The organism is Methylobacterium sp. J-048 (assembly GCF_022829515.1).
GTDB lineage: Bacteria > Pseudomonadota > Alphaproteobacteria > Rhizobiales > Beijerinckiaceae > Methylobacterium.
The window spans coordinates 1-18,651 of record NZ_JAKSYL010000294.1; the positions used below are offsets into that span (position 1 = coordinate 1).

General features: G+C 68.4%; 23 protein-coding genes. 10 read left to right on the plus strand and 13 right to left on the minus strand.

The window, feature by feature from the left end; translation table 11 throughout:
• Positions 1-93: 93 nt before the first annotated feature.
• The 8 genes from MKL09_RS29715 to MKL09_RS29750 all read right to left on the minus strand — a co-directional run bounded on the left by MKL09_RS29715 (position 94) and on the right by MKL09_RS29750 (position 4,832).
• Positions 94-498 (minus strand): type II toxin-antitoxin system VapC family toxin, encoded by a 405-nt coding sequence (locus MKL09_RS29715; protein WP_244025555.1) that lies wholly within the window; start codon positions 496-498, stop codon positions 94-96.
• A 10-nt stretch (positions 499-508) separates the two neighbouring features.
• Positions 509-817: a type II toxin-antitoxin system VapB family antitoxin gene (locus MKL09_RS29720; protein ID WP_244025556.1), complete on the minus strand. Its 309-nt coding sequence runs from the start codon at positions 815-817 to the stop codon at positions 509-511.
• Positions 818-879: 62 nt separating this feature from the next.
• Entirely contained in the window at positions 880-1,914 is a 1,035-nt protein-coding gene (obgE, locus tag MKL09_RS29725) for a GTPase ObgE (RefSeq protein WP_244025557.1), read from the minus strand.
• Between the two features lie 121 nt (positions 1,915-2,035).
• The gene (locus MKL09_RS29730; RefSeq protein WP_244025558.1) at positions 2,036-2,641 is read right to left on the minus strand and encodes a GNAT family N-acetyltransferase; all 606 of its coding nucleotides are present in this window, start codon (positions 2,639-2,641) and stop codon (positions 2,036-2,038) included.
• Between the two features lie 185 nt (positions 2,642-2,826).
• The gene (rpmA, locus tag MKL09_RS29735; RefSeq protein WP_058190190.1) at positions 2,827-3,093 is read right to left on the minus strand and encodes a 50S ribosomal protein L27; all 267 of its coding nucleotides are present in this window, start codon (positions 3,091-3,093) and stop codon (positions 2,827-2,829) included.
• A 64-nt stretch (positions 3,094-3,157) separates the two neighbouring features.
• Positions 3,158-3,472: a 50S ribosomal protein L21 gene (gene rplU, locus MKL09_RS29740; RefSeq protein WP_007568206.1), complete on the minus strand. Its 315-nt coding sequence runs from the start codon at positions 3,470-3,472 to the stop codon at positions 3,158-3,160.
• Positions 3,473-3,649: 177 nt separating this feature from the next.
• Positions 3,650-4,003: a hypothetical protein gene (locus tag MKL09_RS29745; protein ID WP_244025559.1), complete on the minus strand. Its 354-nt coding sequence runs from the start codon at positions 4,001-4,003 to the stop codon at positions 3,650-3,652.
• Between the two features lie 208 nt (positions 4,004-4,211).
• On the minus strand, positions 4,212-4,832 hold the full coding sequence (locus MKL09_RS29750) for a YceI family protein (protein ID WP_244025560.1): 621 nt from the start codon (positions 4,830-4,832) through the stop codon (positions 4,212-4,214).
• 150 nt (positions 4,833-4,982) lie between these two features.
• Here MKL09_RS29750 and ruvA point away from each other — a divergent pair, with 150 nt between their 5' ends.
• From ruvA to MKL09_RS29785, 7 genes are all read left to right on the plus strand, one after another.
• Positions 4,983-5,600, plus strand: coding sequence for a Holliday junction branch migration protein RuvA (gene ruvA, locus MKL09_RS29755; protein ID WP_244025561.1), 618 nt, complete (start codon positions 4,983-4,985; stop codon positions 5,598-5,600).
• A gap of 243 nt (positions 5,601-5,843) precedes the next feature.
• A complete protein-coding gene (locus tag MKL09_RS29760; protein ID WP_244025562.1) occupies positions 5,844-6,116 on the plus strand; it encodes a bacterioferritin-associated ferredoxin in 273 nt (90 codons plus the stop codon).
• Positions 6,117-6,161: 45 nt separating this feature from the next.
• Positions 6,162-6,659, plus strand: coding sequence for a bacterioferritin (bfr, locus tag MKL09_RS29765; RefSeq protein ID WP_244025563.1), 498 nt, complete (start codon positions 6,162-6,164; stop codon positions 6,657-6,659).
• Positions 6,660-6,808: 149 nt separating this feature from the next.
• Positions 6,809-7,606, plus strand: a complete 798-nt coding sequence (dapB, locus tag MKL09_RS29770) for a 4-hydroxy-tetrahydrodipicolinate reductase (RefSeq protein ID WP_244025564.1) — start codon at positions 6,809-6,811, stop codon at positions 7,604-7,606.
• Positions 7,607-7,633: 27 nt separating this feature from the next.
• Positions 7,634-8,272, plus strand: coding sequence for a 2,3-bisphosphoglycerate-dependent phosphoglycerate mutase (locus MKL09_RS29775; protein ID WP_244025565.1), 639 nt, complete (start codon positions 7,634-7,636; stop codon positions 8,270-8,272).
• Entirely contained in the window at positions 8,273-8,917 is a 645-nt protein-coding gene (locus tag MKL09_RS29780) for an alpha-ketoglutarate-dependent dioxygenase AlkB (protein ID WP_244025566.1), read from the plus strand.
• 122 nt (positions 8,918-9,039) lie between these two features.
• Complete coding sequence (locus tag MKL09_RS29785; protein ID WP_244025567.1) at positions 9,040-10,008, plus strand: hypothetical protein; 969 nt, start codon at positions 9,040-9,042, stop codon at positions 10,006-10,008.
• Between the two features lie 257 nt (positions 10,009-10,265).
• Here MKL09_RS29785 and MKL09_RS29790 read toward each other — a convergent pair whose 3' ends face one another.
• Both MKL09_RS29790 and MKL09_RS29795 read right to left on the minus strand, forming a co-directional pair.
• Positions 10,266-10,688: a hypothetical protein gene (locus tag MKL09_RS29790; protein WP_244025568.1), complete on the minus strand. Its 423-nt coding sequence runs from the start codon at positions 10,686-10,688 to the stop codon at positions 10,266-10,268.
• A gap of 43 nt (positions 10,689-10,731) precedes the next feature.
• Positions 10,732-11,634 (minus strand): hypothetical protein, encoded by a 903-nt coding sequence (locus tag MKL09_RS29795; RefSeq protein ID WP_244025569.1) that lies wholly within the window; start codon positions 11,632-11,634, stop codon positions 10,732-10,734.
• Positions 11,635-11,950: 316 nt separating this feature from the next.
• Between MKL09_RS29795 and MKL09_RS29800 the strand changes: the two genes are divergently transcribed.
• Positions 11,951-12,991, plus strand: a complete 1,041-nt coding sequence (locus tag MKL09_RS29800) for an aspartate-semialdehyde dehydrogenase (protein WP_244025570.1) — start codon at positions 11,951-11,953, stop codon at positions 12,989-12,991.
• Between the two features lie 644 nt (positions 12,992-13,635).
• Entirely contained in the window at positions 13,636-15,462 is a 1,827-nt protein-coding gene (locus MKL09_RS29805) for an alkaline phosphatase family protein (protein WP_244025571.1), read from the plus strand.
• A gap of 119 nt (positions 15,463-15,581) precedes the next feature.
• On the opposite strand, the gene MKL09_RS29810 is transcribed toward MKL09_RS29805, so the two are convergent.
• The 3 genes from MKL09_RS29810 to MKL09_RS29820 all read right to left on the minus strand — a co-directional run bounded on the left by MKL09_RS29810 (position 15,582) and on the right by MKL09_RS29820 (position 17,116).
• Positions 15,582-15,878 (minus strand): DUF2312 domain-containing protein, encoded by a 297-nt coding sequence (locus MKL09_RS29810; RefSeq protein WP_092039624.1) that lies wholly within the window; start codon positions 15,876-15,878, stop codon positions 15,582-15,584.
• A gap of 101 nt (positions 15,879-15,979) precedes the next feature.
• Positions 15,980-16,288 carry a DUF1244 domain-containing protein gene (locus tag MKL09_RS29815; RefSeq protein ID WP_244025572.1) on the minus strand — a complete coding sequence of 103 codons (309 nt, stop codon included), beginning with the start codon at positions 16,286-16,288 and terminating at the stop codon, positions 15,980-15,982.
• 63 nt (positions 16,289-16,351) lie between these two features.
• Positions 16,352-17,116, minus strand: coding sequence for an N-formylglutamate amidohydrolase (locus MKL09_RS29820; protein ID WP_244025573.1), 765 nt, complete (start codon positions 17,114-17,116; stop codon positions 16,352-16,354).
• Positions 17,117-17,310: 194 nt separating this feature from the next.
• Here MKL09_RS29820 and MKL09_RS29825 point away from each other — a divergent pair, with 194 nt between their 5' ends.
• Positions 17,311-18,630 (plus strand): glycerate kinase, encoded by a 1,320-nt coding sequence (locus tag MKL09_RS29825; RefSeq protein ID WP_244025574.1) that lies wholly within the window; start codon positions 17,311-17,313, stop codon positions 18,628-18,630.
• The last annotated feature ends 21 nt before the right edge of the window (positions 18,631-18,651 follow it).

Below are 18,651 nucleotides of genomic sequence, written 5' to 3' on the forward strand. Positions count from 1 at the left end.
CGGGTCACGCGGTGCGGTTTGGACGATGTCGGCGCGGTTGAACAGCGGTACACCGCGGCCTTGGACAAGGGCCGAGATCGAGTCGTGTCGTAATCAGGACGCCGGATTGTAGGCAGGCACCAGATCGGTGTGGATGAAGTCGTTTCCTTTGAACAGAAGCGGCACGGCATGGACCTTGGCGACGGCGTAGGACAGACAATCGCCGAGGTTCAGTTTCGCCGGGTGGCCACGGCCTTTGCCATAGAGCCTGAAGGCATCAATGGCCGCCTGAGACATGACCCTGTCAAAAGCTGCAATTCTGATCGCGCCATCGGCAATGAAGTCTTCGATGGCCTGACCCGCGTGACTGCGTAATCGGCTTTCAAGCACCATGTGTGTTTCGCACAGGGTCGGGGCGCCGATAAGAACCTCCTCCTGCGCGATGATGTGCCAAAAAATTTTTGCTTCGATCTCAGCCAGTAAGATCGCAACGATGGCGGAGGAATCGATCGCGATCATCCCGGGCTCGTCAGATCGGAAGGCCATGCTCGTCGTAAAATTCGCTATGATCTGAGGTCGCGCCCGGCCGGCGATAGACGGCGTATTTCTCGCTGAGCGCACGGAGGCGTTCGTAACGGTCGCGTTGCTCCGAAGTCATCTCTTCAAGCGGCACCAAATCAACCGGATTGAGGACCGACTGCTTTTCCGGGGTGGCTCGAGCCAGAGAGCCACGCAAGGCCTCGATGACAGCCGCGTCAACCGAAGTCCCGCGCCGCTCGGCGAGTTCGCGGGCGAGGACTAGGGCCTCGTCATTCTCCACGATCAGCGCTTCACTCATCGCTACCACCAAGTAAGCGGGCGAACTGGGAAAAGCTTATCAGAAGGTCTGCGCCCCGTCACTCAGGGCTGCCAAGCCACGACCGGCCGGGCGTCCGCCTCAGCGGCCATGCTCGCGTCGATCTCGCTCCGGATCGCCCGGAGTGCCTCCGGGACGCCCTTGCGGCTCGCCGAGGACAGGACCAACGGCGCGCGACCGGCGGCGCGCTTCAGCTTGGCGACCTGGCTCTTGAGCGTCTCGGCATCCAGCGCGTCGGCCTTCGAAAGCGCCACGATCTCGGGCTTGTCGGCCAGTCCGTTGCCGTAGGCCTCGATCTCGCCGCGGACGAGCTTGTAGGTCTTGCCGGCATGCTCGGTGGTGCCGTCGACCAGGTGCAGCAGCACCCGGCAGCGCTCGACATGGGCCAGGAACTTGTCGCCGAGCCCGACGCCCTCGTGGGCGCCCTCGATCAGGCCGGGAATGTCGGCGAGCACGAATTCGCGGTTGTCCGAGCGCACCACGCCCAGGCCCGGATGCAGGGTCGTGAACGGATAATCGGCGATCTTCGGCTTGGCCGCCGTCACGCTCGCCAGGAAGGTCGATTTGCCGGCGTTGGGCAGGCCGACCAAGCCGGCATCGGCGATCAGCTTGAGCCGCAGCCAGATCCACATCTCCTGGCCTTCCAGGCCCGGATTGGCGTGCTTCGGTGCGCGGTTGGTCGAGGTGGTGAAGTAGGCGTTGCCGAAGCCGCCATTGCCGCCCTTGGCCAGCCGGATCTTCTGGCCGACCTCGGTGAGGTCGGCGACCAGCGTCTCGCCATCCTCGGCGAAGATCTGGGTGCCGGCGGGCACCTTCAGCACCACGTCGGCGCCGTTGGCGCCGTGGCAGTTCGAGCCCATGCCGTGCTCGCCCTTCTTGGCCTTGAAGTGCTGCTGGTAGCGGTAGTCGATCAGGGTGTTGAGGCCCTCGACGCACTCCACCCAGACGTCGCCGCCGCGGCCGCCATCGCCGCCGTTCGGGCCGCCGAACTCGATGAACTTCTCGCGCCGGAACGCGACGCAGCCGGGACCGCCGTCGCCGGAGCGGACATAGACTTTGGCTTCATCGAGGAATTTCACGGTGCATCTCGTCGCTGTTTGGCCTCGGCAACCCGGGAGTCGTCGAAGAATATAGGGGATGCGCCGGACTGTTCGACGCCGCGCCCGGCCCCTCCGTCCGGAGAGGCTGGAACGCCGTGCATCAGGACGCCGCCGCGAGTTCCGCCGTTGGGTCGAATGCGCCCGCACGGTCCGCCCAGTCGCCCCGGTCCAGGCCGAACAGATCGACCTCGCGGTCGCCGCCGCGGGCCGGGCAGGGGCGTGGACCGCGCCCGGTCACCCGGAATCCGACCTTTTCCAGAACTCGCCGGGAGGCCGGGTTCGCCGGCAGCGCGGAGGCTTCGAGCCGGTCCCCGCCCGCATAGGCGAAATAGGCATGGACCAGGGCCCGCGCCGCCTCGCCCATCAGACCGTTGCCCCACCAGGGCTGGCCGAGCCAGTAGCCGAGATGCGGGGTCCCGCTGCCACGCGAGATCCCGACCAGGCCGATCAGGTTTGCCGGGGCCTGACGCTCGGCGAGCGCCAGCGTCAGGCCGGTTCCGGCGCTGTTGGCGCCACGCGTCTTGAGCAGGAACGCGTCGACGGCGTGCCGGTCGAGCGGGTGCGGGATCCGAGCGGTCATCTCGGCCACCGCCCGCTCGCCGGCGAGCTTGAGGATCGCGTCCTTGTCCTTCGCCGTCGGCCAACGCAGCCACAGCCGGCGCGTTTCGATCCGGAAGACGTCGTCGCGGGTGAGATCGGGGAACATCGTGCCCTCGCAGGGCGGCGCTCCCGGCTTCGGTGCACCGCCTCAAGACGACGAAGGGGAGGATGGTGCCCCATCCTCCCCGGTGTTCCGTCCGATCCGTCCCGTCAGGGGCTCGGCATCGACGTCTCCGGTCCGGTGTGGGACACCGGGCGGGACGCCAGCTTCGCCGTTCGGGCGCCCGCCTGTTATTCCGCGGCCAGGGCCAGCGGGGTTACGGCCACGAAGGCGCGCCCGCGGCGCGTCTCGAAGCGGACATGGCCCGGTACCAGCGCGAACAGCGTGTGGTCCTTGCCCATGCCGACATTGCTGCCGGGATGCCATTTGGTGCCGCGCTGGCGCACGATGATGTTGCCCGGAATCACGGCTTCCGAGCCGAACTTCTTGACGCCGAGGCGCCGGCCTTCCGAATCGCGGCCGTTGCGGGACGAGCCGCCTGCTTTCTTGTGTGCCATGGGATCTGCTCCGAATGCGTGTGGGTCGCGCGGATCGCGGGCCTCGCCTGGGGCCCGCGCTCGATCACGCGGAGATGCCGGTGATGCGCACCACGGTGTGGTGCTGGCGGTGACCGCGCTTGCGGCGCGAGTTCTGGCGGCGGCGCTTCTTGAAGGCGATCACCTTCTTGTCGCGGCCGTGGCTCACGATCTCGCCCGTGACGCTGATGCCCGACAGGGTCGGCGCGCCGACCTGGGTGGCGCCTGCACCATCGGCGAACAGGAGGACCTCACCGAAGGTCACGGTTTCACCGGCCTCGCCCGGCAGGGTGGCGATGGTGATGGTGTCGTTGGCGGCGACGCGGTACTGCTTGCCGCCCGTCTTGATGACTGCGAACATCGTTGCTCTCGTGTTCTCGAACGGCCTCCGGGGCGGCTGCCCCTGGACCGGCTTCTTGTTTGAAGTCATTGCACGGGCGGACCCGGACAACGCGAAACGCGCGGACCTCGTCGAGGAGGCCGCGCGCCATGCCGGGTCAGTAGGGGCGGGGTGGCCCCGTGTCAATCCTGGACGGGATCAGCGGATCGGCGCGCCGGTGGCAAGAATGCCCTTGGAGACGCTGCCCTGTGGGCCGAACGCGGCCAGCGCCTGTGCGCACCACGCCTCCCGCCCGTCGGCAGCGAGCTGTTGCCGGACCTGCGTGGCCCGGGTCCGCAGCTTCTCCTGCAGGGTCGCCTCCTGCGCTGCCGCGACCTTGGTGGCGAGCCGTAGGGTCGTGAGCTGCCCGGCCTTCACCTGGATGCCCGGGCAGGCCTGCTCGGCGATGATCGTGGTCGCCGCCGCCTCGGCGTAGTTGTCGAGAGGAGAAGAGGGCACAACTGCCGGCGCGAACGGCGCGGGCGTCTGCGCGCAGGCGGGTCCGGCGAGCATCAGAATCCAGATTAGCCAAGCACCGCGCAATGTTCAGGCCTCCACCGGTGTGACCGGCGCGCCATCGACGACAGGCTTGGCCATTTTCGACGATCCTTCCGTCCTGAGAGCGCGTTCCCGGCTGCCTATACCGGCTCGTGATCTCGCGCCATCTCGGAGCGCGTTTGGTCGCGTGATCTCACCGAGCCGACGGCACTGAGCGCGCGGCTTAAGGCGCAGCCTTGAACTCGCCCTCGATGCGCAGGGACACCTCGTCGCCGAGCGCCGGCAGGTAGGCGTTGACGCCGAAATCCGACCGCTTCACCACGGCGCGCCCGTCGAATCCAACGGTGTAGCGCTGGTCCACCGGGTGGATGCCGGCCTGGTTGAAGGTGGCATCGATCGCCAGCGGCCGGGTGACACCGCGCAGGGTCAGGTCGCCGGTGATCCGCGCGGTGGTCGGGCTGGTCGGCTCCACCGCGGTGGCCGTGAAGGTGGCGCTGGGGAACTTGGTCGTGTCGAAGAAGTCCGGCCCGGCCAGATGCTCGTTCAGGCGCGCGCTGCCGGTGATGATTCCGGCGAGCGGCACGGTGACCTCCAGGCGGCTCTTGTCCGGCGCCTTCGGGTCGAGGTCGAGCTTGCCGGTCAGGCCGGTGAACTGGCCGTAATAAGTCGAGTAGCCGAGATGGCTGACCGACCACGTGACCTTGCCGTGATCCGGATCGAGGACATAGGCGCCCGGTCGGACCTGGGTCGGATCCTTGCTCGGCGCCGCAGCGGCCGGCTCGTCCGCCGCCCGGGCGTGGCCGACGCACAGCAGGCCGATCAGAGCGAGAATGGGCGCGCGCATGGTCGTTTCCCCACGTGTCCGGCGACCCTGATCAGGGTCGAGCCCGGCCGTCGCGGCCCCTGATTTCACGAAGCGCTTCCACGCTCAAGCGCGTCTGGCGGAGGTGCCCGCGCTTCTATAGGCATCGCCCCGACAGCGGACGGGCACAGAATGATCGGCAAGCTCAGGGGCGTGGTGGATTCGTTCGGCGAGGATTTCGTGATCCTCGACGTTTCCGGCGTCGGCTACATCGCGCATTGCTCGGCGCGCACGCTCCAGCGCCTGCCCAAGGTCGGCGAGGCTGCGGAGCTGTCGATCGAGACCTATGTCCGCGAAGACATGATCCGGCTCTACGGTTTCCGCTCGGATGCGGAGCGGGAGTGGTTCCGCCTGCTCCAAACCGTGCAGGGCGTCGGCGCGCGGGTCGCGCTGGCGATCCTGTCGGTGCTGGAACCCGACGCCCTGGCGAGCGCCATCGCCACCGGCGACAAGGGCACGATCAGCCGGGCGCCAGGCGTCGGGCCGCGGCTGGCGGCCCGGCTGACCGCCGAACTGAAGGACAAGGCCCCCGCCTTCGCTCCGGTCGACCCGGCGCTGCTCGCGCTCGCTGGCGCTGTCGAGGAGGGGGCCGCGCCGCGTCCGGTGGCCGACGCGATCTCGGCGCTGGTGAATCTCGGCTACCCACAGGTGCAGGCCGCTTCCGCCATCGCGGCGGCGCTGAAGGGCGCCGAGGAGGGCGCCGAGGCCAAGGTGCTGATTCGGTTGGGCCTGCGCGAACTCGCGCGCTGAGTCCGGGCATCCCGCGCCGACTTTCGATGCTCGGAAGCCCGCGCGCGACCGGACGTGAACGATTCGATCGAGTCCCTGTGATTTGCGCCGCCTTGACCAGGCGCCAACGAGCTGCCATCTCCCCGATGACCAGTAAGGCCTTGAAAAGTCTTCTACTTTTCAGTCGTTCTAATCTGGTGGGTCCGAAATGCCTCGCTCGACATGGTCGGGCTGGGCCCGAGGAAGACGGGTTCTGCAGCGCGCATGATCGTCTGTTCTTGCAACGTCCTGTCCGATGGCGCAGTGCGCAGCTGCCTGTCGCCCGGCCCGGGCTGTCCCCGCACCCCGGCGCAGGTTTACGCGTGCCTCGGCTGCAGCCCGAAATGCGGGCGCTGCGCGCGAACAATCCGTGAGATCATGCGCAACGCGCTGAGTGAAGCCGCGGGCGATCAAGGCAGCCATGAATGCTCCACGGCTTGCGCCAGCGCTTGCAGTTTGGTTTTATTCCAAACTGCGGAGGACGGGATTTCGGCGTGACGCCATGGCCCCCCCGCCAGAATAGCTGTTGGGAGTACGGGGGCCATGAAGGGCGACACCAAGGTCATCGAGTACCTAAATCGCGGCCTGAAGAGCGAGCTGACTGCCGTTAGTCAGTACTGGCTGCATTTCCGGATGCTCAATGACTGGGGGTATATCGATCTCGCCAAGTTCTGGCGCAAGGAGTCGATCGAGGAGATGAATCACGCGGATCGGTTCGTGGACCGGATCCTGTTCCTCGACGGCTTCCCGAACCTGCAGGAGCTGGAGCCTCTGCGAATCGGCCAGAATGTGCAGGAGATCATCGAGTGCGATCTCGCCGCCGAGAACGGCGCGCGCAGCCTCTATCTCGAAGCCGCGCAGTACTGCGAGTCGATCAACGAGCGCGTGTCGAAGAATCTGTTCGAGCAGCTCGCCGAGGACGAGGAAGGCCATATCGACTTCCTCGAGACCCAGCTCGAGCTGATCAGGCAGGTCGGTCTGCCGCTCTACGCGCAGAAGCATATCGGCGGCCTCGAAGCGATCGCCCCCGAGAAGGACTGAGCTTATAGCGGGCTTCCGCGTCGGGCTCCTTGAGAGACGATGCGGGAGCCTGCAGGTGGCACGATCGCGAACCGACGGTCCGGCCCATTGATGGCGCGCCTGACATCGGCCAGGCTCGCCCGGGACGGAACGACAGAGGATCAACGTGAATGCGGCTCGTGGTGGTCGGCGCGGACGGGCGCATGGGGCGGATGCTGGTGCGGGCGGTGGCCGAGGCCGAGGGCTGCACCCTCACGGCGGCGATCGAGCGCGAGGGCTCGCCGGTCCTCGGGCAGGATGCCGGCGTGCTCGCCGGGCTCCCGCCCCTCGACGTCCCCATCACCGATGACCCGCTGAGGGCTTTCGCCACCGCCGACGGCGTCCTCGACTTCACCGCCCCCGCCGCCACCGTGCAATTAGCCGAGCTGGCTGCCCAGGCCCGCATCGTCCACGTGGTCGGGACGACCGGCCTGTCCGACGACGACCTCGCCAAGTTGCAAGCCGCCGCCTACCACGCCCGTATCGTGCGCTCGGGCAACATGTCGCTCGGCATCAACCTGATGGCGGAGCTGGTGCGCCGGGTCGCCAAAGCGCTGGGCGACGAGTTCGATATCGAGATCGCCGAGATGCACCATCGCATGAAGGTGGATGCGCCCTCCGGCACCGCGCTGCTGCTCGGCGAGGCCGCCGCGGAGGGGCGCGGCGTCGACCTCAAGGACGTGCGGGTCTCGACCCGGGACGGGCATACCGGCGCGCGCCGGCCGGGCGATATCGGTTTCGCCACCCTGCGGGGCGGCTCCGTGGTCGGCGACCACAGCGTGATCTTCGCCGGAGCCGGCGAGTCCCTGACCATCAGCCACCACGCCGCAGATCGGGGGCTGTTCGCCGTGGGAGCGGTGAAGGCCGCACTGTGGGCTCACCCGAAGCCGCCCGGGCTCTACTCCATGACGGACGTGCTCGGGCTCTAGACGAACAGCAAGGGATAAGATCCGCCGATGGAGCGCCTGCTCGTCCTCGCTCGCCACGGCCAGAGCGAGTGGAACCTCAAGAACCTGTTCACCGGCTGGCGCGATCCCGACCTCACCGACCGCGGGGTCGAGGAGGCGCGAGCGGCCGGCGGCGCCCTGAAGCGCGCGGACTACGGGTTCGACATCGCCTTCACCTCCGAGCTCGTCCGGGCCCAGCGCACGTGCGCGCTGATGCTGGAAGCGATGGGTCTCTCGGATCTCGAGGTGGTGCGGTCACAAGCGCTGAACGAGCGCGATTACGGCGACCTCGCGGGGCTCAACAAGGACGATGCCCGCGCCAAATGGGGCGAGGAGCAGGTCCATCTCTGGCGGCGCTCCTACGACGTGCGGCCCCCCGGCGGCGAGAGCCTCAAGGACACCGCCGCCCGGGTGCTGCCCTACTACATCGAGACGATCCTGCCGCGCGTGATGGCCGGGCAGCGTGTGCTCGTTGCGGCGCACGGCAATTCCCTGCGCTCCCTGGTGATGGTGCTCGATCACCTCGGCCCTGACGCCATCGCCAGCCTGGAGATCAAGACCGGCGTGCCGCTGGTCTACCGGCTCGCCGCCGACACCACGGTCGGCTCCAAGCAGATTCTGGCTCGCGACAACGAAGTAGGCGGCTGATTGGTGACCGAACTCGCGCCGGGGCTGATCCACCACCCGGGCTTTCTCGATCCGGTAGCCCGCGCGCGCCTCGCCGCCGAGGTTGCGGCAGTCCTGGCGTCCGCGCCGCCCTTCATTCCATGCATGCCGCGCACCGGGAAGCCGTTCTCGGTGCGAATGTCGAATGCCGGGCCGCTCGGCTGGGTGTCCGACCGAAGCGGCTACCGCTACCAGCCGACTTACCCCGAGACCGGCGAGCCTTGGCCCGCGATCCCGCCGACCGCCCTGGCCGCCTGGGATGCGTTGGCGGCGTTTCCGGCGCCACCGGAAGCCTGCCTGATCAACCTCTACGCCCCAGACTCGCGCATGGGCCTCCATCAGGATCGCGACGAGGCCGATCTCTCCGCCCCGGTCGTCTCCCTGTCGCTGGGTACGGCAGCGTTGTTTCGCTACGGCGGCCTTCGGCGCTCGGACCCGACCCGCTCGGTCTGGCTTCATCCCGGCGACGCGCTCGTGATCGGCGGCGCCTCGCGCCTGATCCATCACGGGGTCGACCGCCTCTATCCGGAGCACGACCTGCTCGCCGAGAATCCACTGCCGGGCTTCCTGCCGGATGGCGGGCGCTGCAATCTGACGCTGCGCCGAGTCCGCGCCCCTGCGGCGTGACGGTAGGGCCGCGGATCTCCCGATCTCCTGATCGCACAGGCGCTTGACACCGGCTGCCGGCCGTCGGACCCATCGCTTAAGGCGAGCCCGCGGGGCCTTCGCTCAAGGAGAACCGGTTTCCGATGCTGGTGCGTAACCTGATGCTGCGTCTTGGGCGGGTTCTGTCCCTGGCCGTCCTGATGGCCGGGCTCGGGTCCGCGGCTTCCGCGGCCGATCCGGTCTACCCGCCGGGGTCCCGCTTCGGTTTCGAACCGCCGTCCGACATGTCGCCGTCGCGGCGCTTTTCCGGTTTCGAGCGCAAGGAGGGCGGCGCCACCGTGTCGGTGGTCGAATTGCCGCCGAACGCTTTCGCGGAACTCGTCAGCGGCTTCACCGACGCCAACCTGCTGAGCCAGGGCTTCGCTGTGGAGAAGCGCGAAGAGGTCAAGATCGGCGACAACGAGGGGATGCTCTATACCGGCGAGCAGCCCGCCGATCCCAACACGACAGCGCCCGCGGTCCGGAAGTGGATCCTGGTCATCGGTACGCCCACCGTGACCGGGCTGATCATCGCCCAGGCGCTCCCGGATGCGGAGACCGAGGAGACGATGCGCAAGCTGGTGACCGGCGTCACCCTGCGTCCGGCCCTGACCCTCGACCAGCAGGTCGAGGCGCTGCCGTTCCGCATCGGCGACCTAGCCGGCTTCCGCCCGGTGCGCGTGCTGGCGGGCAATTCCGTCCTGCTGACCGCGGGGCCGAAAGACCAGATGCAGAACCTGGAGCAGCCGATCCTGGTTCTGGCCCAGGCGGTGCAGCAGCCGCCCACCGCCGAGCAGCGCGACAGCTTCGCCCGGGCAGCCCTGGCCTCGAACCAGACCATGAAGGATTTCGTGATCGAGCGGGCGCAGAGCTACCGGTCCAACGGCGTCGACTGGCATGAGATCGTGGCCCGAGCCGTCGACATGCCGACCAATGTGCCCGTCGTCGTCTCACAGACCATCCGGTTCAACCCGGATGGGTACCTGCGTGCCCTCGGGGTCGTGCGTGAGGATCAGCGCACCGGCGTGCTCGCGAAGTTTCGCGAAGTCGTCGACAGCGTGCAGGTGAAGTAGATCGCGCGGTGGCGATGCAGGCAGCGGCGGTCATCCTGATATCCCAGCCTCTCCCCTCATCCTGAGGTGCCCGGCGATCGACGATCGCCGGGCCTCGAAGGAGGGTTCTAGGGATCGCATGGCTGGCTGGAGAGCTCCTTCGAGGCGCCCTTCGCTCGCACCTCAGGATGAGGCGGTGAGTGGGAAAGTCCCCAAACAAACAAAAAACGCGGCCCCAGAGGACCGCGCTTTCCAACAATCCAGATCTTGCGTTCGGCTTAGTAGGGGCGGCCGTAGAGCGGCGAGGTCGGGTCGATCCGGTCGACGAAGGACAGATCGACATTCCGGACTGCCGAGGAACGCGCACCGATGAACGGGCCGTTGGTGATCGGATCGGGCAGCTGGCCGCTGTCGAACCGGTCGTTGCGGCCGTAGACCGGGGTCAGCTGGTTCGAAGCAGCGATCAGGTAGGGGTTGAGGGCCGGATTGCGCGAACCGCCGGCGCCCGGAACGTTCGAGGTCAGCGGCACGTTGCCGGCGTCGAGCCAGCTGCGCGGACGGACGCGGATCGGGAGCGGACGGCCGACGCTGTAGACGCGACCCGGACCGAAACCATCCTGAGCCTGGGCGGGCATGGACGCCAGGGCGCCGAAGCCGGTGGCGGCGACGACGCCGAGAAGAGCGATCTTAAGCGAGCGCATGGCCAACCTTGTCTGTGAGTGCCATCAGTATGGCGACCGAAGCTTAACAGTTCGCCGCCTTTGATAGAACGACGCTTGAGTGGGGCTGTGGTTCCGCGGAAATGGCCGAGCTTCGGCGATTTGCCGTATTGTGGCCCCATTTTTTCGTGTGCGCCCTGCGACGACCGATCGAGCCGGTCGGATCGGAGGCGTCCGCGACCGTCGTAACTGTACATCCGCGGTCGGTACGCGGTGCCGCGAAGGCTGCGCTGGCGTCTGGATCCGCAGGGTCGTCGAGGCTCAGGGCGTCGATCATGCAGGCGAGCGTTCGCGCCCCGGGGGGATGTCCGAGCGGCGCGCAGAGCCAGCCGTCGAGCCGGAACAGTTTCTCGCGGCTGACGAAGCCCGTGCAGGTTCGCCGTGCCGGACCGCCGAGGGTGACCTCCAGAATCTCCACGGCGCCGAATTTCGTGGCGATCCGGCCACCCGGCCCGGTCCGGATCACCGCCAGGGCGGGTCCGTCGGTGGCCGCCCGCCGGGCCAGCAGGATGAACAGGCCGGGCGCGACGCCGGCCGCGTCGCCGCGGGTCAGCGTCACCCGGAGCGCCGGCGCGTCGAGCGCCTCGAACGCGCCTCGCGCCAGCGCGTCCTCCCGCAGGCCGGTGGCCGGATCGATCCGCGCAGCCGCGACCAGAACCGGGTCGAGACCGGGCTCGGCGAGCCCGAACCGGGCCGGTGTTGCGGCGACAGGCGCTTTCGGCGCCGGGGTCGAAGGCACGAACGGCGTCTCGATCCGCTCCGTCACCGGCGGCACGGATAGAGGCTTCCGGGCATACAGGCAGAGCCCGGCGATCATCGCCGAGGCGACGACGAGGCGCAGGCCGAGGCCGACGAGCGACAGCTTGCGCCGCCCCTCGGGCGTTCCGGGAACGCGCCCCGCCCCTGTGCTCGGATCGTCGGTCTGCATGATGTCCCGTGCGGACGGCCGCTTGCTTCGGCCGCCCCCGATCATCGCCGCGCCGGGTTGATCACCACCCCCCAATCGGGCGTCATGCCCGGCATTCCCGCCGCAGGGTGAATCGATCCTTGCCGCGGCCGCGCCGGCCTTGACAGCCTCGTCCCTTCGGCGCCTTGCTCGCAGAGGCCGTTGCCCCCACCTCGTGCGGGTTCGCGGCCGCGTCCGTTTGGCGGGCGCCCCTTCGGCGCGAACGAGTCTTCGGCCGAGTTTGCTGGCATGAGCGCGGCACCCGGATCGGTCGGGGTTTTCCGCGCGGAGACGAGAGATGGGTTACAAGGTCGCCATCGTAGGCGCCACGGGCAACGTGGGCCGTGAGATGCTGGATATCCTGGCCGAGCGGGCCTTCCCCGCCGACGAGGTCGTGGCGCTGGCCTCGCGCCGCAGCCAGGGTCAGGAAGTTTCCTTCGGCGACAAAACGCTCAAGGTCAAAGCCCTCGACACCTACGACTTCTCCGACACCGACATCTGCTTGATGTCGGCGGGCGGCGAGACCTCCAAGGAGTGGTCGCCGCGCATCGGCCAGCAGGGCTGCGTGGTGATCGATAACTCGTCGGCGTTCCGCTACGACGCGGACGTGCCGCTGATCGTGCCCGAGGTGAATGCCGACGCGATCGTGGGCTTCACCAAGCGCAACATCATCGCCAACCCGAACTGCTCGACTGCCCAGTTGGTCGTCGCCCTCAAGCCGCTGCACGAGGCGGCCACGATCAAGCGCGTCGTGGTCTCGACCTACCAGTCGGTCTCCGGCGCCGGCAAGGAGGCGATGGACGAGCTGTTCAACCAGACCCGCGCCGTGTTCACCGCCGGCGACATCAAGGAAGGCGGCAAGTTCACCAAGCGGATCGCCTTCAACGTCATCCCCCACATCGATGTGTTCATGGAGGATGGCTACACGAAGGAAGAGTGGAAGATGGTCGCCGAGACCAAGAAGATGCTCGACCCGAAGATCAAGCTGACCGCCACCGCGGTCCGCGTGCCGGTCTTCATCGGGCATGCGGAGGCGGTGAACGTCGAGTTCGAGCGTCCGCTCTCGGCCGAGCGGGCCACCGAGATCCTGCGTTCGGCGCCGGGCATTCTGGTGATCGATAAGCGCGAGAACGGCGGCTACATGACCCCGCACGAGGCGGCGGGCGAGGACGCCACCTACATCTCGCGCATCCGCGAGGACGCGACCATCGAGAACGGCCTGAACTTCTGGTGCGTGTCGGACAACCTGCGCAAGGGCGCTGCGCTCAACACGGTGCAGATCGCCGAGGTGCTGGTGAACCGCAAGCTGCTCAACCGGGCCAAGCCCAAGGCGGCGTGACAGAGCGGCATAACGATACGGGGCGGCCGCGATCGGAAGATCGCGGCCGTTTTCGTTTCAGAGCCTGATTGATCGCACGCTCACAGTCGAATGATGGTTCTGCCGATGGAGATCCCAATCTCTCCCCTCATCCTGAGGTGCTGCGCAGCAGCCTCGAAGGAGCCCTCCAGGGATCGCGCGGCTGGCTGGAGGGCTCCTTCGAGGCCTCCGCTACGCTCCGTCGCCTCAGGATGAGGCCGAGGATGGGAAAGGCCGGTCAAAAACGCTCACATATCGATCGCCGATGGGAGCGTGCACAGCGGCCTTCACCATCATCGCGAGCGCAGCGAAGCGACCCAGGGACACGCTACGGTCGGAGATTGCGCGCCGCACTGGGTTGCTTCGCTGCGCTCGCAATGACGGTGCGGGTGGCAAGACATGCGGGAATGTCTCCGGTAATCCGGTTGTCTGCGAATACCCAGAAGACGGCCTATCCTGTGTGTTCGTTGCGGTTTCTCAGGCGCTGATCGTTTCGACAAGCAGTCGCGCGCATCCAGGTCCGACGCCAGGACGTACATCCGGCGGCGCCACCCGACGCCCGCCTGTCACAGCACTGTAATGTTCCCCGGCCACGCCGCTGCCCGGATCGGTCGGAGATTCTGGTTATGCGTCGCGTCATCGTTGCCTGCCTCGTCGGATTGTGCGCTTCCAGCGCCGCACGCGCCGAGACGCGGCCTCACAACGTCATCCTGTTCGTCGCAGACGGCCTCAGGGCCGGGATGGTGAACCCGCAGAACGCGCCGACCATGGACCGGCTGATGAAGACCGGCGTGCGCTTCACCAACACGCACTCGATGTTCCCGACCTTCACCATGCCGAACGCCACCGCCATGGCGACCGGCCACATGCTCGGCGATACCGGCCAGTTCGGGAACACGATCTACACCGCCTTCCAGGTGCCCGGCGCCGGAGACAGCCTGACCCCGTTCCTGGAGAGCGACCCGGTGCTCGGCGACGTCGACGAGCATTTCGCCGGCAACTACCTCAACGAGGAAACGATCCTGAAGGCCGCCCGGGCCAAAGGCTTCTCCACCGCCAGCATCGGCAAGCTCGGCCCGTCCCTGGTCTTCGACCACACCGAGCGCTCGGGCCAGGACAACATCCACATCGACGACAGCACCGGCCGGGCCGGCGGCATCCCGCTGGGCGACGCGTTCCGCGCCCGCCTGAAGGAGGTCAACCTGCCGGATCAGGCGCCGACCCGGGGCGCGAACGGCCAGGCCGGCACCGCCGAGACGCCCGGCACGGTGGCGGCCAATGTCGAGCAGCAAGCCTATTTCGCGTCCGTTGCGACCAAGGCGGTGCTGCCGCTGTTCAAGGCCCGGCAGAAGCCGTTCGTGCTGGTGTTCTGGTCGCGCGATCCGGATGGGTCGCAGCACAACCACGGCGACAGTCTCGGGCGGCTGGTGCCCGGCATCAACGGGCCGACGAGCCTGGCCGCGATCCGCAACGCCGACGACAACCTCGCCGCCCTCCTGGCCGCCCTGCGCGAGCAGGGGCTGGCCGACACCACCGATGTGGTCCTCACTTCGGATCACGGCTTCTCGACGATCTCCAAAGAGAGCGCCACGAGCCCCGCGGCCTCGGACTCCTACAAGGGCGTCCCGGCTCGGCAATTGCCGCCGGGCTTTCTCGCCATCGACCTGGCGCACGATCTCGGCCTGACCCTGTTCGACCCGGACGCGAAGGGCGCGAAGGTCGAGGCCGGGTCCTTCCCGAGCCGGGCCAACGGCCTGATCGGCTCCGATCCGGTCAAGCCCGACGTGGTGGTGGCGGCCAATGGCGGCTCGGACCTCGTCTACGTGCCGAACAGCGACAAGGCGCTGGCTCGCAAGGTCGTTGAGGCTCTGTCCCGCCAGGATTACGTCAGCGGGCTGTTCGTCAGCGACGCGCTCGGCGCGATCCCCGGGACCTTGCCGCTCTCGTCCATCGCCCTCGACGGGTCGGCGCTGACCCCGATGCCGGCGATCGTGGTGAACTTCCGCAGCTTCACCACGGGCTGCGCCGATCCCACCACCTGCGGCGTCGAGGTGTCGGACACCACCCTGCAGCAGGGTCAGGGCATGCACGGCAGCTTCGGGCGCTCCGACACCCGCAACGTCATGGGCGCAGTCGGCCCGAGCTTCCGGGGCGGTTTGGAAAGCGACATTCCGGCGAGCAATGCCGATCTCGGCAAGACCATCGCGCGGATCCTCGACCTCGACATCCCCAACAAGGGTAAGCTCGTCGGCCGCGTGCTGACCGAGGCGATGGTGAACGGCGCACGGCCGGCGGCCCAGAAGCATATCCGCCGCTCTGAGCCGGACGCCGCCGGCATCGTCACGGTCCTGAACTATCAGACTGTCGGCGAGACCCGGTATTTCGACGCGGCCGGATATCCGGGCCGGACGCTGGGTCTGGTCGAGGAGACGCACGCCGCGGGCGGGCACTGACCTCCGACCGAAGCACCCCTTCAATGAGCGAAGGGCCGTACCCAGTGAGGTACGGCCCTTTTCGTGTCCAGATCTAGCTCCATCCGCCGACCCGATATCCGGCTCGACGGCGGCTGTGGCTACGCCATGCCGAGGGCCTGCATGTAGAGCTCGAGGATCGCCTCCTGCTCTTGGCGCTCGCTGTGGTCCTGCTTGCGGATCCGGATGATCGTGCGCACGGCCTTCGCGTCGAAGCCGCGGCCCTTCAATTCGGCGAACACCTCCTTGATGTCGCCCATGATGCCGGCCTTCTCCTCTTCGAGGCGCTCCAGCCGCTCGATGAACTGCTTCAGCTCGTCGGCGGCCACGCCCTCGGACGACGAGACGTCGCCGCCGGGCCGCTGGGCTGTCGCGGTGGGCATCGAATGGGCGTTCATGGGGCTCTCCGGGATGCGCGGCGCGGTTGCGCCCTGGACCGGTGGTTAACGGGCCGAACTTACCGGAAGCTTAGCCGATTCTCGCCGCCCGTCTCGCCCGGTCAGTGATCCTTGGCCTGCGAAGCCGAAAAACCCGCCTGCTGCTCGGGGCTCGCCTCGGTCTGGTGCTTCGCCTTCCAGTCGCTGTAGGGCATCCCGTAGACGGCCTCGCGGCTCTCGTCCTTGGTGAGCGGCACGCCCTTTTCGTCGGCGGCATCCTTGAGCCAGTTCGACAGGCAGTTCCGGCAGAACCCCGCCAGGTTCATCAGGTCGATGTTCTGCACGTCGGTGCGGTTGCGCAGATGCGACACGAGCCGGCGGAACACCGCGGCTTCGAGTTCGGTCTGGGTCGGCGGGTCGATCTCGGGCATCGCGGGAAACGCTTTCCGGTTGAGGATAGGATCGCACGGATCTCGGGATCGGCCGTGTCCCGATCAAGCCGCGATCAGCGGACGCAGGATGCGGGCGAAGCGCTCGGCCCATTCCTCCTGGCCGGCCTCGCCAGCGATGAGGTCCTGGCGGATCTCCACCAGGGCGTTGGGCAGGCCGCGGGCGGTGGCGTGGCGGTCGATCGTGTCGCCCGGCAGGCCGCCGCCATAGGGCTGGTTGTCGCCGACCGTGAGCCCGGCCGGATCGGCCTCCAGGGCCTCGATCAGCGGACGGGCGAAGCGCGCGTCCCGGTCGTACAGGATGCCGACCTGCCAGGGCCGGGCGATGCCGCGCCAATAGGGCGTGAAGCTGTGCATGGTCAGGATCGCCGGGGGGCGCCCGGCGGCCTCTGCGGCCGCGACGGCCTCGTCGATCGCGGCATCGAACGGCGCATAGAATCGCGCGATCCGGGCCTGCTTGCCGGCCTCGTCGATCCGGGCGTTGCCCGGCACCACCGCGCCGTCGGAGAGGCGCATCAACAGGGTCGGATCGGAACGGCCGCGGTTCGGGTCGATGATCAGGCGGGAGAAATTGGTCAGGATCGCCGGCACGTTCAACCGGGCCGCGAGCCCCCGGGTCACCGCCGCCGCGCCGATATCGTAGGCGATGTGCCGGCTGAACTCCGAGTCCGGCACGCCGAGCGCGATGTCGGGGGGCACGAAATTCGAGGCGTGGTCGCAGGCGATGACGAGGCCGCAGGCCGGATCACCCGAGATGATTTCGCACGGGTGCGGGGCCGGGGCGCGCGGTTCTATCTCCGGACGGGTCACGGGGCTCCGAGGGTTGGATCTGTGGGACGGCGCCGATCGCGCTTGCCGTGGGGCGGCGGCTCGGGCAGATCACCTGACAAGGCCAGATGCCTACCAAACAACGTGCGCTCACGGCAAGAAACGGGCCCGCCGCCCACCAACGAATGGGCGGGGATCGCACGCAAGAACCTGTAGTGAGGAGCCCGTCCGACGCCATGCCCGAGACCGTCCCGCCCATCGCCGATCCCGCCATCCTGCAGCAGCGCGCGCTCCTCGAGACCCTGCTGTATGCGGGCATCCGCGCCGCCCATCCGGACCTGTGTCTGCCGGCGCACCTGCCGGCGCCGAGCCCCGGGCGCCTGATCATCCTGGCGGCCGGCAAGGCGGCGGGGAGCATGTCCGCGGTGGCGAGCCGGTTCTACCGGCAGCAGCATGGGCTCGGCGACGACCGGATCGTCGGCCTCGCCGTGGCGCGCCACGGCTACGGGCAGGACGCGCCGGGCATCCATATGGTCGAGGCCGGCCACCCGGTTCCCGACGAGGCCGGCATCGCCGCGACCCGGGAGGCCCTGCGGCTTGCCACCGAGGCGGGTCCCGACGACGAGGTGCTGGTGCTGCTCTCGGGCGGCGGCTCGGCCAACTGGATCGCCCCCGCCGGGGAGCTGACGCTCGCCGAGAAGCAGGCGATCACCCGGGCGATGCTGCGCTCCGGCGCGCCGATCGGCGAGATCAACACCGTCCGCAAGCACATCTCGCGGATCAAGGGCGGGCGACTCGCCATGGCCGCCCGCAACGCCCGGCGGATCCTGACGCTCGCCATCTCGGACGTGCCCTTCGACGATCCGGCGGTGATCGCCTCGGGCCCGACCGTGCCCGACCCCTCGACCCTGGCCGATGCCCGCGCGATCTGCGAGCGCCGGGGCATCCCGCTGCCGGAAACGGCGATCCGGCTGCTGAACGACCCGAACAACGAGACGCCGAAGGCCGGCGATCCCGCCTTCGCCCGGGCCGAGTACCATATCATCGCCCGGCCGATCGACGCCCTGGAGGCCGCCGCGGCGGCGGCCCGTGAGGCAGGCTACGAGCCGATCATGCTGGGCGCCGACCTCGAAGGCGAGGCCCGGGAGGTCGCCGCCGTGCATGCCAGCGAGGCCAAGCGCTACAAGGCCGCCGGCCAGCGCGTGGCGCTGATCTCGGGGGGCGAGCTCACCGTGACGATCCGGGGCGAGGGCCATGGCGGCCCGAACCAGGAATACGCCCTGGCACTCGCGGTGGCGCTCGACGGCGAGCCGGGCATCTTCGGGATCAGCGCCGACACCGACGGGACCGATGGCGGGCGCGGCCTCGCCACCGACCCGGCCGGCGGCCTGGTCGACCCGACCACCCTGGAACGCGCCCGCGCCGCCGGCCTCGACCCGGCCGCGATGCTGGCGCAGAACGACTCGACCGCGTTCTTCGCGGCCCTTGGCGACCTCGTGAACCCCGGCCCGACCCGTACCAATGTCAACGATTGCCGCATCATCCTCGTCGGGTAGTTTTTTCAGGAGCGGAGCGGC

Bases quoted from the DNA above. Each gene is read 5' to 3' on its own strand.
- MKL09_RS29715 (WP_244025555.1), bottom strand. From the start codon at position 498: ATGATCGCGATCGATTCCTCCGCCATCGTTGCGATCTTACTGGCTGAG.
- MKL09_RS29720 (WP_244025556.1), bottom strand. From the start codon at position 817: ATGAGTGAAGCGCTGATCGTGGAGAATGACGAGGCCCTAGTCCTCGCC.
- MKL09_RS29730 (WP_244025558.1), bottom strand. From the start codon at position 2,641: ATGTTCCCCGATCTCACCCGCGACGACGTCTTCCGGATCGAAACGCGC.
- rpmA (WP_058190190.1), bottom strand. From the start codon at position 3,093: ATGGCACACAAGAAAGCAGGCGGCTCGTCCCGCAACGGCCGCGATTCG.
- rplU (WP_007568206.1), bottom strand. From the start codon at position 3,472: ATGTTCGCAGTCATCAAGACGGGCGGCAAGCAGTACCGCGTCGCCGCC.
- MKL09_RS29745 (WP_244025559.1), bottom strand. From the start codon at position 4,003: ATGCTCGCCGGACCCGCCTGCGCGCAGACGCCCGCGCCGTTCGCGCCG.
- MKL09_RS29750 (WP_244025560.1), bottom strand. From the start codon at position 4,832: ATGCGCGCGCCCATTCTCGCTCTGATCGGCCTGCTGTGCGTCGGCCAC.
- ruvA (WP_244025561.1), top strand. From the start codon at position 4,983: ATGATCGGCAAGCTCAGGGGCGTGGTGGATTCGTTCGGCGAGGATTTC.
- MKL09_RS29760 (WP_244025562.1), top strand. From the start codon at position 5,844: ATGATCGTCTGTTCTTGCAACGTCCTGTCCGATGGCGCAGTGCGCAGC.
- bfr (WP_244025563.1), top strand. From the start codon at position 6,162: ATGAAGGGCGACACCAAGGTCATCGAGTACCTAAATCGCGGCCTGAAG.
- dapB (WP_244025564.1), top strand. From the start codon at position 6,809: ATGCGGCTCGTGGTGGTCGGCGCGGACGGGCGCATGGGGCGGATGCTG.
- MKL09_RS29775 (WP_244025565.1), top strand. From the start codon at position 7,634: ATGGAGCGCCTGCTCGTCCTCGCTCGCCACGGCCAGAGCGAGTGGAAC.
- MKL09_RS29785 (WP_244025567.1), top strand. From the start codon at position 9,040: ATGCTGGTGCGTAACCTGATGCTGCGTCTTGGGCGGGTTCTGTCCCTG.
- MKL09_RS29790 (WP_244025568.1), bottom strand. From the start codon at position 10,688: ATGCGCTCGCTTAAGATCGCTCTTCTCGGCGTCGTCGCCGCCACCGGC.
- MKL09_RS29795 (WP_244025569.1), bottom strand. From the start codon at position 11,634: ATGCAGACCGACGATCCGAGCACAGGGGCGGGGCGCGTTCCCGGAACG.
- MKL09_RS29800 (WP_244025570.1), top strand. From the start codon at position 11,951: ATGGGTTACAAGGTCGCCATCGTAGGCGCCACGGGCAACGTGGGCCGT.
- MKL09_RS29805 (WP_244025571.1), top strand. From the start codon at position 13,636: ATGCGTCGCGTCATCGTTGCCTGCCTCGTCGGATTGTGCGCTTCCAGC.
- MKL09_RS29810 (WP_092039624.1), bottom strand. From the start codon at position 15,878: ATGAACGCCCATTCGATGCCCACCGCGACAGCCCAGCGGCCCGGCGGC.
- MKL09_RS29815 (WP_244025572.1), bottom strand. From the start codon at position 16,288: ATGCCCGAGATCGACCCGCCGACCCAGACCGAACTCGAAGCCGCGGTG.
- MKL09_RS29825 (WP_244025574.1), top strand. From the start codon at position 17,311: ATGCCCGAGACCGTCCCGCCCATCGCCGATCCCGCCATCCTGCAGCAG.